At 60.0% G+C, this 17155-nt stretch carries 15 protein-coding genes; 11 read left to right on the top strand and 4 right to left on the bottom strand.

The features are described from left to right. Window positions 1-84: 84 nt before the first annotated feature. Window positions 85-876, bottom strand: a complete 792-nt coding sequence (locus tag H4O11_RS14695; protein ID WP_182340174.1) for a uroporphyrinogen-III synthase — start codon at window positions 874-876, stop codon at window positions 85-87. 35 nt (window positions 877-911) lie between these two features. Here H4O11_RS14695 and H4O11_RS14700 point away from each other — a divergent pair, with 35 nt between their 5' ends. The 6 genes from H4O11_RS14700 (at window position 912) to H4O11_RS14725 (ending at window position 5032) form a co-directional block, all read left to right on the top strand. Then, complete coding sequence (locus tag H4O11_RS14700) at window positions 912-1379, top strand: YiiD C-terminal domain-containing protein (protein ID WP_182340175.1); 468 nt, start codon at window positions 912-914, stop codon at window positions 1377-1379. Between the two features lie 47 nt (window positions 1380-1426). Then, the gene (locus H4O11_RS14705) at window positions 1427-1855 is read left to right on the top strand and encodes a hypothetical protein (protein WP_182340176.1); all 429 of its coding nucleotides are present in this window, start codon (window positions 1427-1429) and stop codon (window positions 1853-1855) included. A gap of 113 nt (window positions 1856-1968) precedes the next feature. After that, window positions 1969-2406 (top strand): rhodanese-like domain-containing protein, encoded by a 438-nt coding sequence (locus H4O11_RS14710; RefSeq protein WP_182340177.1) that lies wholly within the window; start codon window positions 1969-1971, stop codon window positions 2404-2406. A 109-nt stretch (window positions 2407-2515) separates the two neighbouring features. After that, window positions 2516-3034, top strand: coding sequence for a protein-export chaperone SecB (gene secB / locus H4O11_RS14715; RefSeq protein ID WP_182340178.1), 519 nt, complete (start codon window positions 2516-2518; stop codon window positions 3032-3034). A 20-nt stretch (window positions 3035-3054) separates the two neighbouring features. After that, on the top strand, window positions 3055-4080 hold the full coding sequence (locus H4O11_RS14720) for an NAD(P)H-dependent glycerol-3-phosphate dehydrogenase (RefSeq protein WP_182340179.1): 1026 nt from the start codon (window positions 3055-3057) through the stop codon (window positions 4078-4080). Between the two features lie 592 nt (window positions 4081-4672). After that, window positions 4673-5032, top strand: a complete 360-nt coding sequence (locus H4O11_RS14725) for a hypothetical protein (RefSeq protein ID WP_220466765.1) — start codon at window positions 4673-4675, stop codon at window positions 5030-5032. A gap of 233 nt (window positions 5033-5265) precedes the next feature. Here the strand turns inward: H4O11_RS14725 and H4O11_RS14730 are convergent, their stop codons facing one another. The 3 genes from H4O11_RS14730 to H4O11_RS14740 form a co-directional block, all read right to left on the bottom strand. Beyond that, window positions 5266-5841: an OmpO family porin gene (locus H4O11_RS14730; protein ID WP_182340181.1), complete on the bottom strand. Its 576-nt coding sequence runs from the start codon at window positions 5839-5841 to the stop codon at window positions 5266-5268. A 263-nt stretch (window positions 5842-6104) separates the two neighbouring features. Continuing rightward, the gene (locus H4O11_RS14735) at window positions 6105-7826 is read right to left on the bottom strand and encodes a hypothetical protein (RefSeq protein WP_182340182.1); all 1722 of its coding nucleotides are present in this window, start codon (window positions 7824-7826) and stop codon (window positions 6105-6107) included. Window positions 7827-7976: 150 nt separating this feature from the next. Further along, on the bottom strand, window positions 7977-8465 hold the full coding sequence (locus H4O11_RS14740; RefSeq protein ID WP_425506066.1) for a tyrosine-type recombinase/integrase: 489 nt from the start codon (window positions 8463-8465) through the stop codon (window positions 7977-7979). 371 nt (window positions 8466-8836) lie between these two features. On the opposite strand from H4O11_RS14740, the gene H4O11_RS14745 reads away from it, so the two are divergent. The 5 genes from H4O11_RS14745 to H4O11_RS14765 all read left to right on the top strand — a co-directional run bounded on the left by H4O11_RS14745 (window position 8837) and on the right by H4O11_RS14765 (window position 16990). Further along, complete coding sequence (locus H4O11_RS14745) at window positions 8837-9967, top strand: dsDNA nuclease domain-containing protein (RefSeq protein WP_182340183.1); 1131 nt, start codon at window positions 8837-8839, stop codon at window positions 9965-9967. Between the two features lie 66 nt (window positions 9968-10033). Beyond that, window positions 10034-11716, top strand: coding sequence for a hypothetical protein (locus H4O11_RS14750; protein ID WP_220466766.1), 1683 nt, complete (start codon window positions 10034-10036; stop codon window positions 11714-11716). A 246-nt stretch (window positions 11717-11962) separates the two neighbouring features. Next, the gene (locus tag H4O11_RS14755) at window positions 11963-14659 is read left to right on the top strand and encodes an ATP-dependent DNA helicase (protein ID WP_182340185.1); all 2697 of its coding nucleotides are present in this window, start codon (window positions 11963-11965) and stop codon (window positions 14657-14659) included. A gap of 641 nt (window positions 14660-15300) precedes the next feature. Then, window positions 15301-16212 (top strand): AbiTii domain-containing protein, encoded by a 912-nt coding sequence (locus H4O11_RS14760; protein ID WP_182340186.1) that lies wholly within the window; start codon window positions 15301-15303, stop codon window positions 16210-16212. 61 nt (window positions 16213-16273) lie between these two features. Continuing rightward, entirely contained in the window at window positions 16274-16990 is a 717-nt protein-coding gene (locus tag H4O11_RS14765; RefSeq protein WP_182340187.1) for a DUF3800 domain-containing protein, read from the top strand. The last annotated feature ends 165 nt before the right edge of the window (window positions 16991-17155 follow it).

Here is a 17155-nt window from a genome sequence, read left to right on the forward strand (position 1 = left end):
GCGTGCGGACCGGAAAGCCTGCGCAACGCGGCATACAGGATCACCGTTGCGCCGTTTGCCGGCAAGCCGTGCGGCGTGGTGGATTCAGGACGCCTCGCACCGCTGCAGCAACGCGCGGCAGCCGTCCAGCATCTGCAGCGCGGTGGGGCCGGGGGCCCGCTCGATGCGGCGCAGGCCCAGCGCCCGCGCCTGTGCATGCAGCCGGTCGCTGGCCACCACTGCTGCCATGCGCTGCTGCCACTGCACCTGCCAGTGCGACGAAAGACCTGCCCAGGTGCGCTGCAGGGCTTCGCCACTGCTGACCGCCAGGATCCACGGCTGCGGGGATTGCGACAGCCGGGCCAGGGAGCGCGCGTGCAGGGGAAGCGGCAGCCGCTGGTACACATCGGCGCGCAATACCCGTGCACCGCGTTCATGCAGTTCCGCGGCAATCAGTCCGCGCCCGCCGGGGGCGGTGACCAGGCCGATGTCCTGGCCCCGCACGTCGGCCAGTGCCGGCAGCGCCAGCAGGCCCTCGCTGTCCATGCGTGCCGGCGCCAGGGCGCTGTCGATGCCGGCTGCCTGCAATGCCCGCAGGGTACCCTCGCCGACCGCCAGCCACGGGCGCGGCGGCGCCTGCCGGAACACATCGCCCCGCGCCGCGGCCGCCACCACTGCCGCCGGGCTGGTGAAGATGACCCGGGAGGCCTGCAGCGCGCGCTGCAGCTGTTGGCGGCTGGCCGGGTCGCGCCGCTGCTGCAGGCGCCAGGGCGACAGGGCAAGCAGGCGGCCGCCCGCCATCGCCGCTGCGGCCCGCAGCACGGCGTGCTGTCCCTGCGGTCGCAGCGACACCAATGTCCATCCACACGGTTTCGCATGTTCATCCATTACCGGCATTATGCGGGCCCGCGTTGTTCCAGGTGCTGTAGCCGATGTCCGCCGATTCCGTTTCCTCCTCGCTGCTGGTCCTGCAGAAGGTGCTCGACAGCATGCCGCCGGTGCGCGCGATGCAGCTGCGCCTTGAAGGCTATGACAACGGCCAGCTGCAGCTGACCGCCCCCCTGGCGGCCAACGTCAACGACAAGGGCAACGCCTTCGGCGGCAGCCTGGCCTCGGCGATGACCCTGTCCGGCTGGGCCCTGGTGACCCTGCGCCTGCGCCTGGCCGGGCACGATGCCGAGGTCTACGTGGCCGACAGCCAGCTGCGCTACCGGGCACCGGTGTATGGCGACCTGCACGCGCAGGCCGAAGTGGCGCCGGACAGCAATTGGGACACTTTCCTGAATACGTTCGTCCAGCGCGGCAAGGCCCGGATCGGCGTGGTTGCCGTGCAGCCCGGCACCGACGGCAAGGCCGCCGCCGAGCTCAGTGGCCGTTTCGTCGCCTTCGCCAAAGGGTAGGATGGCAGGCTGATGCCTTGGGGAGCAGACATTTGAACAGCCCGCACATGCGCCAGTGGATCCGGTTCCTGCTTCTGTCCGGCCTGCTGCTGGTCTCTGCCGCCAGCCTGGCAGGCGACATCAGCCGCAAGCAGCGCAAGCAGCTGGAGGACATCCAGACGGCCTACGCATCCACCATCCGCTGGGGCAGCATGGAAGACGCGCTGGCTTACCTGGACCCGGAGCAGCGCAAGGCCGATCCGCTCTCGGAATTCGAGCTGCGGCGCTACTCCCAGCTGCGCGTTTCGTCCTATCGCGAACGCAGCACCGCCGCGCTGCCGAACGGCATCGTGGAACGACGCGTCGAAGTGGGCGTGATCAACATCAACACCCAGGCCGAACGCACGGTGGGGGTGATAGAGCGCTGGCGCTGGGATCCCGACACCAAGCGCTGGTGGCAGACCAACGGCCTGCCGGACCTGTGGCAGGGCCAGTGACCGCCTGACCGGGCAGCGGCGGGCCGTGCCCGTCGAGATGGATTACCCGCTGGAATCCCCCGCCCAACCGCCTTGTGCGACAATCGGCGCCCGCTTATCGACCCGTGACCTGCGTGAATTACGAAGAGTTGGTGGCCTTTGCCGGCCGAAACCCGATGCTGTCCATCGCCCTGGTGGGCCTGACTGCAGCGATCATCGTCACCGAGATCCGCCGCATGTTCCGTGGCTACAAGGCGCTCAAGCCTGCCGAACTGGTACAGCTGGTCAACGCCGGCGACGCCGTCGTGGTCGACCTGTCATCCAGCAGCGACTTCGAGAAGGGGCACATTGCGGGCAGCAAGAACGTGCAGCCGAGCCAGTTCGGACCGGAGCACAAGCTGGTTGCCGCAGCCAAGCAGCGCCCCGTGGTGCTGGTGTGCCGCGCGGGCAACGCCTCCGAAGCCGCCGCCAAGACCCTGAAAAAGGCCGGTTTCGAGCAGGTGTCCGTGCTCGACGGTGGCTTGCCGGCGTGGCAGCAGGCCGAACTGCCGCTGGTCAAGGGTCGTCATTGACCCGATGCGATGGCCCGGGGGTTGTGCGCTGCCTGACCCGCCCCCATCGCTATTGATGCAACATATCGCCTAAACGTACGTTCAACGAATTCATCTGGAGCAACAGGAAATGTCCGAAGAGAACACCAACGGCGCAACCGCGCCGGTCGACGCCGCCAACGGCCCTGCGTTCACCGTTGAGAAGATCTACGTCAAGGACGTTTCCTTCGAGTCGCCGAATGCTCCGGCCATCTTCAACGACCAGGTCCAGCCGGAACTGCAGCTCAACCTGAACCAGCAGGTGCAGCGCCTGGGCGAGAACGCCTTTGAAGTGGTGCTGGCCGTGACCCTGACCTGCAAGGCGGAAGATCGCACCGCGTATGTCGCCGAAGTGAAGCAGGCAGGCGTGTTCGGCCTGGTCGGCCTGGACCCGCAGTCGATCGACGTACTGCTGGGCACCCAGTGCCCGAACATCCTGTTCCCGTACGTGCGTTCGCTGGTCAGCGACCTGATCCAGGCCGGCGGCTTCCCGCCGTTCTTCCTGCAGCCGATCAATTTCGAAGGCCTGTACGCAGAAACCCTGCGCCAGCGCCAGGAGCAGGGTGAAGCGTCGTCGCTCGCCAACTCCGAGCCGGCCGGCAACGCCTGATCGGCGCCGCGACGCAACGCATGAGCGATACCGCTGACAAAGTAGCCGTACTGGGCGCCGGTTCCTGGGGAACCGCGCTGGCCAGCCTGCTCGCCCGGCACGGTCTGCAGACCGTGCTGTGGGGCCGTGACGCGGCGATGGTGGAAGCCATCGACCAGCGCCATGAGAACACCCGTTACCTGCCGGGCATCCCGCTGCCGGAGTCGCTGCGTGCGACCACCGACATGGCCGCTGCCGTGGAAGGGGCGGCCTGGGTGCTGGTGGTGACGCCGTCGCATGCGTTCAACGAAACAGTGACCGCGCTGGCGCCGCTGCGTCCTTCGGGCGCGGGCGTGGCGTGGGCCACCAAGGGTTTCGAGCCGGGTTCCGGGCGCTTCCTGCATGAAGTGGCACGCGGGATCCTGGGCGATGACGTGCCGCTGGCCGTAGTCACCGGACCCTCGTTCGCCAAGGAAGTCACCCAAGGCTTGCCGACCGCGATCACCGTGCACGGCGACGTGCCGGAGTTCGCGCAGGCGGTGGCCGAAGCGATGCATGGCCCCGCATTCCGCGCCTACACCGGCGATGACATGCTGGGTGCGGAGCTGGGCGGTGCGATGAAGAACGTACTGGCCGTGGCCACCGGCGTGGCCGATGGCATGCAGCTGGGGCTCAATGCCCGTGCGGGCTTGATCACCCGCGGCCTCAACGAGATGCTGCGCCTGGCAGCAGCGATCGGTGCCAAGCCGGAAACCCTGATGGGCCTGGCCGGGCTGGGCGACCTGGTGCTGACCTGCACCGGCGACCTGTCGCGTAACCGCCGCCTGGGCCTGGCCCTGGGCCGTGGGCAGACGCTGCAGGACGCGATCCGCGAGATCGGCCAGGTGGTGGAATCGGTGCAGACTGCTGACGAAGTGATGCGCCAGGCGCGCCGTTACGGCATCGACCTGCCTATTTCCGACGGCGTGCGTGCGGTGCTGCACGGCGAACAGACGCCGGAAGAAGGATTGCGCACCCTGCTGGCGCGCGAACAGAAACCGGAATACCCGGACACCCTGTTCAAGTGAGCTGACGCCATTGCGTCTGGCGGGTGGCCGTTGGCTTGCCGCTGCGTAGCGCCGAACCATGCACGGTCCGGTAGCGCCAAACCATGCACGGTCCTGTAGCGCCGAGCCATGCTCGGTCCTGTAGCGCCGAGCCATGCTCGGCGAGCGCAGCGGCGCATCTGCATCTGCCACGCCTTCGCCGAGCATGGCTCGGCGCTACGCGGCACCTCCGCAGGAAGCTGCGCCGCCGTCGCACCGACGGCACGTCGTTTTACACATCTGCTCATATACGCCCCGCATCGCCGTTGCCACGATGCAATGGCTGGAGCCAACAACTCCAGCCGGGATTGGCATCCCGTGCACGCTTCAACAAGGTTCTCTGTTTGTGCCCGTACGGGCCCGGCGGAGAATGCACTGTCCTGCCGGTTATATGGCGGACGGTGTGTGGGGATCCCCTGATCCGCCGGTGATTTTTCCTTGTTGATAGTGCCCGGTATGCCAACCCGCATCGTCCGCCACCCTGCATCCCGCGGGTGGCCACAACGAGGAAACGGCATCCATGGGAGTCTTCTCACCGCCCGGCGCACGGCTTCATTCCCTCATCGGCGACGCCATGCTCGATCTACCTTCGCACCTCGTCGAGCGCCTGGAGAGAACGCTGGAAGCGCACGGCATGAATGATCCAACGCCCGCGCTCATCGCACACCTCACGCTGATGCATCACGGCGAAAGCACCGACGGCACGCGGTGGGAAGCACTTGGCCTGAGCGCCGTCCGCTGCGCCGAACTGGCACTGGCCAGCCGCAGCCTGCATGGCCTGCATGGCGTGCTGCAGATACTGCATGCCGCCCACCTGACGCGCCTACACGCAGGCCCGGAACAACAGCTGGGCGATCATCTGGAAGACGCGCTCTTCCACGCCGGCCGCCAGCTCGCCGAAACGGCAGCCGACGCCCTGCACGGCCGCCATTGATCTCGGTTAGGTAGCGCCGAGCAATGCTCGGCGAGCGCAGCGGCGCTTCTGCCTAGCATCCGCCGAACACGGCTCGGCGCTACGGCCAATGCATTCCGCAAAAAAGAGAAGCCCGACCAAAAGGCCGGGCTTCGATGGCGTGCGGGAGAGAGAGAGAACACACGCCGGTAACGCACTTACACACCACACCACTATTGTTATGACAACGTATTACGCACTAACGACAGGCGTTCTTACCAGGTGAAGCGCGGACCAACGAACCACTCGCGGTCACCGGCCTTGGCCAGCTTCACTTCACCGGTCAGGCCCCAGTTCGGGTTGAACTTGGCGGTGGCGCCGACGCGACCGTAGAACTCGCCGTCCGGGTTGATGCCGTGCTTCTTGCTGAAATCTTCGTAACCGGCCAGTGCATAGCCTTCGATCATCGGGTTGAACGCCGTGCGCACACCGACTTCGGTCGAGTAGCCGTTGAAGTCCAAGCTGTGCTTCGGATCGAACTTCTGGTACGCAACGCGGGCCACCAGGTCGGTGCTCGGTGCGATGCCGTAGTTGTAGCCGACGCCCAGGCGCCACTGGTCAACGTCTGCGTTGCCGCGGTCGGTTTCCTGCGCGCTGTAATCGCCGAAGATGTGGAAGTTCGGATGCACTGCCACCGAACCCTTGACGCCCCAACCATCGGCATCGCCGCCGCGGGCATCCGTGTTCACGTAACCGCCTTCCACGTAGTTGTAGGACAGGCCGTCAGCCGCCGACGCCGCGAACGGCATGGCAACAACGAGGCCCAGGGCAAGCAGGGAAGTCTTGTTCATCGGGATACACCTTTTCTTGTTTTGGTTGTTCGAGGCGCCGTAAAAGCGCGTTCGACAGGTGTGAATTATCCGTTGGGCGACGCAATCTCCCCTGAATATAATACTGACCAGTACATAAATTAGGTGCACGTTCAGGGAACTACGGCCAGCCAACGAGTGATCTCCAAGGCGCAGGCGGTCCCCCTAAACTTGATCCAGGCGTTCTGGAGGTCTCCAGGAAAACTAGTCCCTAGCCCTGTGCCTCTTCAACGATGGTGAGCGCTTCACTCGCCGGCGCGAGATGACAGGCTGTCCCAGATCCGTCCTTCTCGCTGCGCGGCGGTGGTGATGTTGATGACGGCCTGTTTGCCCAGACGATCGCGCAACTGCTGCAGGTACAGGCTGCGCGGGCTCACTACCTGGCCCACCGATTGCACGATTCCTGCAGGTTCTTCGGGCGGGAACTTCCCAAGCGCTGCCTGATGGGTCGGCCCTACACTCCAGTTCATGGCGAATGGCGGCGACTGCACGACATATATGTCGTGCTCGGTGTTCCAGAACATCTGCTGCGCGCCAGCCCAACCGTGCCCGGTTCCGCTATACCGGCGGTTTTGTGCGCGCAGCATGTAACCCTTGGTGTTGTCATACAGTGTGCCGGTGGACCAGCGATGATGCGGACCACTGTCATTGCTGTCGCCTACCGCGACGCAGTCCAGGAACACGTTGGGGCCGGGCACCCGCGCGCCGACGACAAAGGTATGTCGCCCGCCTTCGTTGTAGCAGCGCTGGGTGAGGTTGAAGGCGGAGTTGCCCTCGTAGAGAAACACGTAGCGGCGGGCCCCTTGGGTTTCGCCATAGCGCGGGTCGAGGTAGGCAACATCTTCGAGGGTGTTGAAGTGTGCGCCGTTGCGGGTCACGAATCCATGCGACACGTAGCGCACGGTGACATTGCGAACCCACGAATCGCGGATTCCGCCGAGACGGATGCCGGTGAAGGGACCCGTGTCGGCGGTGCCGTTGGCTGTCGCGGTTTCGGGGTTGCCTTCAAGGCGGAGGTCTTCGATGCCGACCTGGGAAATGCGGGTGGGGTTGGTACGATAGACGCTGCCGCCGCCGAAGCGTGTCTCGATGGCATCCATGATCGGGGCATCGAGGGTGAGCGTGTTGTGGCTCACCTCGGTGACGACCCGTTCGTTGTACACGGCGTAATCGGCGGTGGTCCAACCATAACGGGCGGTATCGATGCCCTCTGGGCCGAGCCATCGGGCATTGGGTTCCCTGACGATTGCCACGGTATCGCCAACGCGGTAGCCCGCTGCAGACTCCAGCTCGATCCGCATTGCACCCACCGGCACATAGTCCATGGCGATCGTGGTGCGGCGCGCTTCCCGGTCTGCGCTCGGTCCCGGGGATTCACCCTCGCCGACATCGATGATCCTGCCTTGGCGCTCGGTGATTTCCGAGCGGATGACCGTGCCGCCGGCACTTCGACCTTCACCGCGCAATACCACGCCGCCTGATCGGACGATCAGCGTCTGACTCAGCGTGTAGTGGCCGCGCCGCAGCAGCACTGCGCCGCGCACGCCACGGCCGTCCGCAGGCCGTGCGCCGACCGCGTCGATTGCCGCCTGGATGCGCGGGTAGTCATCCCCATTGGCATCTGGCTCGAGGATCTCAAGCACGGGGATGCTCAAGCGGGTGGGCAGGCTGACACCGCCTCCCCGATATCCCGCGCGCGAGAAGTCCGGGACAATATTGCGTGCACTTGCGGCGCCGCGCTCACGGTAGAGACCGTAGTGCAGGCGCTCGCCATCGCTGCGCATTTCGACCAGTGGCGCATTCGCGTTGCGATTGACCAGGTGCGTGAACGGCCCCTCCCGACCTTCAGGTGACGGAGCGTCGCTCGACGACCGTGCGTCCCCGCTGCAACAAACCAAAGCACCAATGAGGAGGAATTCAAGCGTGCGAGTCAAGGTGAACCGCCGGGCCTGGTTTCGATCCAGCATCCTAGCATCACGCGCGAGCCGTCCCGTGCGACGCGACTATGGGGGCCAGTACGTGTTATCGATCCGCGCTGGCTGAGCCGCAGGGTATCTACAGCACCTGATTTTTGCAGCTTCTCGACGTTGCTAGGTCGAGGAGCTAGCTCCTTGGGCTTAGACATCCGTCTGTTCGGCGATCTCTAGAGCGTCTTCGACCTCAATGCCTAGGTACCGCACGGTGCTTTCTAGCTTCGTATGCCCCAGCAATAGCTGGACCGCCCTGAGGTTTCGCGTCCTGCGGTAGATCAGCGAAGCTTTGGTCCTGCGCATCGTGTGGGTGCCGTAGGGGCCGGATTCGAGGCCAGCATCTTCCACCCAGCGGCGGACGATCCTGGCGTACTGCCTCGTTGAAAGGTGAGGCGAGTCCGATACTCGGCTGGTGAAAAGGAAATCCGAGGCCTTGAGATCAACATAGGTGATCCAAGCCTGTAGGGCTTCCCGCGTCAATTGGGTGATTTCGAGCTGGACGGGTCGGCCGGTCTTCTGCTGCATCACCATGGCGTGCGACGCCATCTGTCTACCGTGGGTGACGTCCGATACCCGCAGCTTCACCAGATCGCAAGCGCGGAGCTTGGAATCGATCGCTAGGTTGAACAAGGGCAAGATCACGAATCTTATGGCCAAGCTGTAGCCTGATGCGGATGGCCCAAACATCTTTCAGCTTGAGCGGTGCCTTCTGGCCGATCAGCTTTCCCTTGTTCCAAGGCTCGCGAGGCTGAGATGTGGGAAGAATTGCCATGTCTAACTCCTAAAGGAGGCTTGATCAGACTTCTCCCAAGCCTAGAAGCGTGGCGTGATACGACCCATAGCGGACTCACCTGCACCTAATGAGAAGGTGCCTTGCGCAATTATCCCTGATACCACTGAACCTATAAGCCTAGGGCTCACCCGAAACCATAAACCGGACCCGGTCTTGCACGAAATGGCGGGTTGGCCGAAACTGGACGAAGGGGCTAAGGGGAGGCTGTCTCAGAATGGCAGGAGAAGCACTGAAGGAACTCGTGTACGTTGCTACCTCCTCGGAGTATGCCGAAGTTGGCGGCAGCCACAACCAGAAGGGAATTGAGTTCCAGCGCCATTGGGGTCTCATGCGAATGTTCGAACTGGCCGAAGCTGGCCAAGCGGACTTTTTGATGCTGTTCGAAGCCATACAAGACATCGCGGTCCTCGATTCGGCAACATCACCAAAGGCGATTGCTGTCTATCAAGTTAAGAAGAAGGATCGCAAAGAGTGGACCTGGGGCGAGCTCACCGGCCTGCATGCTCCCTCCGCCAAGGCAAAGCCTCTTGATGTGGTTAAGAGGAGCCCAATTGGAAAGCTGTACGAAACGGTAAGTGCCTTCTCTACCCTCACGAGCTCCGGTCGGTTTCTTTCCAATGCAGGCTGCGACGTACCCCTCGCCAGCGGACAGAATGCCGCGGCTCATGCGTCGGTTCCTTTATCGGCGCTGGCGGACGCGCAGCGGAAAGTCCTTACCAGTGGTCTAATCCTGTCGGACGCTGGGAGTGGTTCCGGGCCGGACCTATCAAGGATATTTTTCGAGCGCACTGATCTACCGGTGAACACTCCTGGTCCGCATGTTGTAGGTGTCGCCCATAGATTTCTTGCGAAGCGCAGTCCACGCCATGCGGGCCAGGCTCAGTCGCTTGTGGAGTCGCTGCTGACGAAGATAGCGCCACTAGGGACGAGGACGGAACCATGTGTGGACTTCGACGAAGTCAAAGCTCGGCACGGCTATTCGCTTGCGGAGTTCTCCGCTGCGCTCGGTGAGCTTGAAAAGATTCCAGATGTCATCGAACTGCTAACTGTGTGGGTGGCGAAACTGGCAAGTGAAGGCATGGACTTCCTTGAGCTGACGAGGATGCAAGTGGCCGCGGCCTCCATCTATCAACGCCAAGTAATGGGTACCGTCTCGGCGGCTGAGACCGCGCTTGCGTACGATTGCGACGCCTACCTGTTGGCAGCAGAGCCATCAGCGAAGCTGCTTCCCTTTTTTTACGAGGCCTATAAGGCGCTTGCGCCGAATCATTCCGACTTTCGGAAGGCGGAAATTCTTGCCAATTTTGCATTGAGAGCAATAATAAAATGCGCGGCCCAGACCTAAAGAAGCTCATTAGGAGTCTTCGAACTAAAGCCTATGAAAAGATTCCAATTCGAAAGTATCAGGCTCATGTCGCATCGCGACGGACGAGCGCGGAAGATTCACTTCCATCCGACGAGCACACTCGTAGTGGGGCGAAATCACACGGGAAAATCGAGCCTGATTAAGACTCTTTTCCGAACCTTGGGGGCAAGGCCACAAGGTGGCCTGACGGAATGGGATGAGAATACGGTATCCATAGTCGATTTTTCTGTCGGCGGGGTTAGGTACAGTGCTCTTCATCAGCAGGGCCATAGGGCATTGTTTTCAGCCGATGGCGAGCTATTGACGGCTGCAAATAACCACGGAGAGTGGACCCGCGCCTTCACGCAAGCCTTAGGATTAAACCTCGTCTTAACCGACAAGAACGCGGCGACGGTGTCGGCGGATGCCAATTGCTTCTTTCTTCCGTTCTACATCAATCAGGACGGCAGTTGGCAATCGACATGGGATACTTTTGTCGGCCTAAAGCAGTTCCGCGCCCCTGTGGGACCGATTCTCGAATATTTCTCGGGTATCAAACCGCCTGCGTACTACTCGCTAAGCGCGGAACGCACTTTGTTGCAGCGAGCCGTCGATGAACTGGAACGTGAGCGGCGCGCTTTGGAACGCACGAAAGCTCGCTTCCAAGAAAGTGGCTCCCAGCGAACGCCGAAAGTGAATCCCGACAACTTCCAGGCAGAGGTGGGGGAGCTCACTCAGGAAGTGTCCGTGCTGAACGCCGAGCAAGAAAAGGTTCGGGAAAAGCTCGTTCGTGAGCAGGAAGCTCTGGAAGGTATTGAGAATCAAATTAGGGCTGCAAATGCAGCCTTGGAGACCTATGCCAAAGACTCAACCTACATGCGGCAAGAGCCCAGAGAGGCTCTAGTTTGTCCGACCTGTAACGCCGAGCACGAGGAATCTTTCCTTGAGCTTCTGGACTACGCCGAAGATGCTCGCGTACTGCGGGAGCTTGTTTCGCAATTACACATAAGTGCTAACAAGCTGCGGGAGCAAGCGGTGCAGACCCGCGCTCGATTGTCCGAGCTCAAGTCGAGCTACAACCGGGTAGCCGAAATCCTTGCCACGAGGCGAGGGGAACTAACGTTCAGTGATGTCGTCAACAGCATTGGTGCCGAGAACGCTATTCGTTCGTTCGATGACGAGAGCGCCAAGCTCAAGGGTGAGATTGATTCGAAGCTGGGTACGTTGCAGGACATGGATCGCACCTTAAAGGAGCTAACCAGTGCAGCCCGTTCAAAGGAAATCTTAACTGAGTTTCGAGCCGCTTATGCAGCGGCGCTGGTCAAGCTAAACCTTCATCCACTAGACACGAGTCGCCTCCGCCTCACGAGTAGACCGGACTTGTCTGGAAGCAGTGGGCCTCGCTCAATCTTGGCGTATTACGCCGCCATCTGGACGGTGTGCTTGGGCAAGCACGGCTCATTCGCCGTTCCACTGGTGATTGACTCGCCAAATCAACAGGGGCAAGACGACATCAATTTGCCCAAGGTACTTCAGTTTCTCGCCAATGACCTGCCTGTGGGGGCACAAGTCATTGTTAGTACCGAAATGGAGACGGATAACAAGTTCGCGCAGACGATTGAGCTTACGGATCCTTACAAATTGCTTCGAGAGGACGAATTTTCTGAAGTGGCGAGTTCTATAGAGCCAATGCTGTCCACCATGTATGGCATCTTCGACGGCGCGTCGTCATCGAGCGAGCGTGGATGATTTGCTTAGTGCACCTTTCACCTTTCGTTCGGGACCTGAAATCGAAATTTGGATGAGGGCACTGCGCGAACCCGTAGGTCATAGGTAAGTGCGTTGCGTCATTTTCCCGACGTGATGCCGCGTCGCTTGGTTTTCCAAGCGAATTCAGGGGCTTGCAGGGATACTCAGCCTGCTTTCCCAGAGGGGCCATTTCGTCCGCTTCTGGCTTTGGATGGCTTTTACCGTGTCTATTTTGAGGTTCTGTAAATGGCAACAGTTGCAGAGCAAATAAGAAGCACCAGTGCAGTAATTTGTCAGAACATTGATGCATTGGGTCAGCAGCGTCCGCTGTTGTCTCAGAATGTGCTGGCGCAGCTACGCAACTTGGCCGAAGGTGTCCTGGTGCGCCTGCACCAGGGCACTAACGACGCCGAGTTTAGCTTCGATACGGTCAAGCCAGCGCTGGCGTACGTCCGCAGTCAAGGGAAGCTGAACTTCCTCGCCCGCTTCCATCGCTTACTCCAAGCCAGCAGCTCGCACTACACGCTCGATGGCGATGCCTCTGAGCGGCTGATGCTTAAGTACTACGAGTATATGTACCGTTTGCGTAGCTTAGTGCGGGCCACCTGCGCGATGGATGTGCTGGAAAATCTGGAGTCGTTTCCGATCGATCTGGATCCCTCGTTGCGCGAGTACCACCAGAAGATCGCCCAGCGCATCGAAGTGGCCAGTGGTACGCGCATCGACCGCGAGCGCGGTGCGCGTTACTACATCCACAAGGTCCGTCCCTTCTTCGTCGAGTGGAGCATCTACTACGAGGTGACCTTCTCGCGCGCGGTGGACCGGGTGAGCAAGTTTGATCGCATCATTGCCTTCACCGACATCGACCTAACCGACAACTACTCGGCATATTTAGTGCTGCAACGCGACTCGATTCGCGTGCTAGACCAGACGATGCCCATCACGCTCATCCGCGCCTGGGACGTATCCATCCGCCCCTGCGAACTGGCCAATTTCGGGAAAGTGCTGGGCATTCGCAGCCAGGTGTCGAGTACCTCGGCCGAATTCCGCTACCTCAACCAGTGGCTAACGAACACGGCAGGAAGCCTGCTGGACCTGGTAGACATGGACGAGGACGCCTATCAGACCGCCCGCTTCGTTCCCAGATCTGCCGATACCCGCCTTGCCATCTATCCGATTCTCGACGAAGCGCGTCGCGTCGTTCGCGCAGGCCTGGCCGGCCACAACCTCCTGCGATACCTGATGCTGCGCCTGCATAATTCTGTGATCCGGGCACAGTACTCGACAGATTCGTGCTGGCGACTGTCGAACCTGAACGTTGAGTTCGGCTGCATCCCCTTTGAGACCATGCCGTTTTGCACATCGCTTCGCGATCACAACCCGCGCTTCGCTGATCTTGTCGAAGCGTTAGAGGCTGGTGATCGGCGGCACGAAATGCTGGCGCGCCGGCTGCACATCAACGTCGAACAGCACGGGATGCTCTACACCCCGGCCGAAGATCTGAGCCGGTTCGGCGATACGACGACGCTGATCGCTGTGTTCAATAGCAAACTCTACTACAAGCATGGGCACCGGACGATCGAGCAAGACAAGGACCACGTCTTTATCCGCGGCTACGAGGATGAGACGGCCGCCATTGTTTCAGCGTTGCAAGCGATCGCGCTGGAGGGCATCGCCGGTTACAGCCAGGCAGTGGCGCGGTGGCTGCAGCAGGCACCCCCTCACGTCGACGACCCGGTCAAGAAGGATGCACTCGAGCGCCTGTTTGCCGATTCCAAAGTCGCCTTGATCTACGGCGCAGCCGGCACTGGCAAGTCGACCATGGTCGACCATATCGCCAACTACTTCAATGATAAGACCAAGCTCTTTCTGGCCCACACCAATCCAGCCATCGATAACCTCGATCGCAAGGTCAATGCCCAGCACGCGACGTTCCGGACGATCAGCAAACACATTCACCGAACCGGTCCGGATCCCGAATACGATCTGCTAGTCATCGACGAGTGCAGCACGGTCAGCAATGCAGATCTATTGAAGGTGCTCCAGAAGACCTCTTTCAGGCTGCTGGTGCTGGTCGGTGACGTCTACCAGATCGAGTCGATTCAGTTCGGAAACTGGTTCTCAATCACCCGTGCGTTCCTACCAAAGAGCGCAATCTTCGAACTGACCACGCCGTTCCGGACGAAGAGTCCGGCGCTGCTGCGCTTCTGGGACAAGGTTCGGAATATCGAAGATGATATCGACGAAGTGATTGCGAAGAACGGCTATTCGAGCATCCTGGACAAGAGCTTGTTCAAGCGCGCGAGCGATGATGAGATTATCCTGTGCCTGAATTACGACGGCCTGTACGGCATCAACAACGTCAATCGTTTCCTCCAAGGTGGCAACCCTAATTCTGCGGTGATCTGGCGGGAGGCCACCTACAAGGTGGGCGACCCAATTCTGTTCAACGAGTCCGAACGTTTTCGCCCGATTCTGTACAACAATCTCAAGGGGCGCATCGTGGCGATACATCAGGGGCTGGAATCGGTGCGATTTGACGTCCAAGTGGAGCGTCCGCTTGACGCCTTCGACGTTGCGGGAACCGAGCTGGAATGGGTCACCGATTCAACCGTGCGGTTTTCCGTGATCGACCAGGACACCAGCGACGACGACGACGACGAACCGCACAACGTGGTGCCCTTCCAAGTCGCCTACGCGGTGTCGATTCATAAGGCCCAAGGCTTGGAGTACGACTCGGTGAAGGTCGTGGTGACCGACGCCAACGAAGACGACTTGACGCATAGCATCTTCTATACCGCCGTCACCCGCGCGCGACATCATTTGCGGATCTTCTGGACGCCGGAAACCCAACGTAAGGTGCTCAAGAACCTACAGCGCACGGTCAATCCCAAGGACGTCGCCATTCTTGCGGCCCGGCAGGGGTTTACGCCCGTGCGCTAGTGTGCCTCTGCGCACATTCTTGGTACCAGCCGCTAGTCCACCCCTCTAGATATAGCGGCGCATGAAGTACGCAATGGATCACGGGAGGGGACGGTCAGCTTCTGGCCGGTGGACGCCCAGCGACTCGAAGCGGACATTCACCAAGGCTCTGTTCAGAACGACAAGCCGGGCCTAAACAACCCCCAACGGAGCCCGTAGCAGGCTCTAACTGGCGTCCGGCTTTGCAACGCTTGTCTAGCTCCTTTGGGGCACCTAAGATCCGAATGCAGGGGATGCGGCCGCAATGGTTGACTGTGGATAAGTCGTATCGCCGAATCCCGGGTTCCGTCTATAGGCTAGTTTGCGGCCAAGGAGAAAGTGATGTCGAGAGTTATTGGAGAAGCGAAGTACGATCCGAGAGCTGGGAAGTGGTATTTCATCATCTACTAGAGAATGGTGACGTTATCTTCGAATCGGATCATGTCTTCGACAGCCAGGAAGAGGCTGAGCGTTGGCTAGTCAAAGCACTTCGGGGCTTGGCGTCAGAGTTCCCGCCAGAGCCACAAGAAGGCAACCCAAAGCCTCCAAAGCCTTGAGGCGCTAACAATTCATCAAGCCAAACTGGCTTCGCCAGTCGGCTTATTCAGACGTTAGGTGCCAATATGAAGCTGCTCGATGACCTGATTGACCTGCTCGGCGACGACAACGCGAGTCTAAAGTCTGCGTTAATCAAGGCACAGGTACTCGCACATCGTCTTGGGGACGAAGAACTGGGTCGCTGGGTCGAGCATGAGCTTCGTGGCTATCCCAATGACGCGGAAGTGCCACCCTACCGGCTTCTTCATCTAACACTCGTTGGTCACGTAACCAATGGCTACTACCACTACAATAACCAGACACTCCCTATCCATCATCTAGACCCAGGAATTCGTGAAAGGCTGACAACGAATCGGGTAACGGATAGCGTATCCGCAATCGAAGATTGGGCTCAGAAAGACAATGTCGCAGTCGCAATCCCGTCTGAAGCCATGGGGCTGCTATCCAAGCCTCTCTCCGACACGTACTACGTTCAACAGGCATGGGGAAGATTCGGGATCGGAGCCGGTAAAGGCGTCTTAACGGAGGTTCGCTCGCGCCTCCTTGAGTTCTGCCTAAAGATTTCCGACAAGATCCCAGCAGGAACTTCGGAGAAAGATGTGCGTGACAAAGCGGAAAGCGTAGGGGCAAATGACATCTTCCGAAATGCGGTTTTCGGCGACAACGCGACAATCGTAGTTGGCAGCGGATCAATCCGTGACATCACGAATTCAGTCAATAAAGGCGATGTCCAGTCGTTGCTGCGGGAGCTCAGTAATGTTGGCGTGAAACAAGCGGATCTGTCAGACTTGGAAAGCGCAATACAGAGTGACTCACCCTCTGCGGAACTGATGCGGCGCCAGTGGGGCCCACAGGTGAGTGGGTGGGTTGGGTCAATGATGGGCAAGGCGGGAACGACCGCATGGGAGGTGACCAAAGCAGCAGCAGGCAATATCCTCGCCGCAGCAATCAGCGCGTTCTACGGCTTTGGCAGTTAACAGTTCACTCAATCCGACGTTGCTTCGCCACGCGGCTTAGTTCAACCGTTAGGCCTAACAAGTGCTCATCAGCTACTTCGACGAAGTAAAGCCAAACCCACAAGGTCAGCCGTACTACTGGCTTGGCGGCCTTATGCTTCGTGATGACGTAATTCAAGACATCGAGTCCGAGCTCAATCAGCTGGCTCATCGCTGTTTCGGGTCTTACGAACTAACTCAATCAACGGAGTTCCACGCAACTGACATCTGCTCTGGCAACAGGAATTTCCGACGTTGGTGGGATCCGACCAGGCGGCTCGATGTTCTTAAAGAACTTGCCAGAATCATCGACAAGCCCGACGGCGTGTTTAGAATTGCAGTCCGCCTCGACGTCGCAAGGATCGATGCATCCGTTGACTATGAAGCAATGGCATTCATGTATATGGTTGAAAGAGTCAATCAGTTCGCCTGTGGCAAAAGAACAACTTCAATCCTTATCGGCGACCTTGAGCATGGCGGTGTAGTTGAAAGGTCAGTGAGAAATCTTTCCGAGTATCGCCAAAATGGCACCTTGTATGCGTTTGGGCAGAATATCGGAAATGTAGTGGATACGGTTCACTTCGCTCAATCTCACCATTCAAGACTGCTACAGCTCGCGGACACCTACATGTGGTTCCAGCAGATGCTCAATCGGACGGACGAACCAGCTGGAATAAAGATTGAGCTCATACGCTTCTTAAGGCAGGACACTGATATCACGTGGGAACACAAATACAAGTACTGGCCTCCAGAACAATGAGGCCTATCAGTTCGTTCAAGCCGACGACGCTTCGCGACGGGGATTCGTTCGAACGTTGTCGAATGTCCACTTCTGGCCGTTAGCAGGCATGCTTCGGAGTCTAAACAGAGGCAAACATTGATACGAGTGTCTCGATGTCGAATCCATTGCGCCCTATGGCATTGA

It is taken from the genome of Stenotrophomonas tumulicola (genome assembly GCF_014117215.1).
Taxonomy (GTDB): Bacteria; Pseudomonadota; Gammaproteobacteria; order Xanthomonadales; family Xanthomonadaceae; genus Stenotrophomonas; species Stenotrophomonas tumulicola.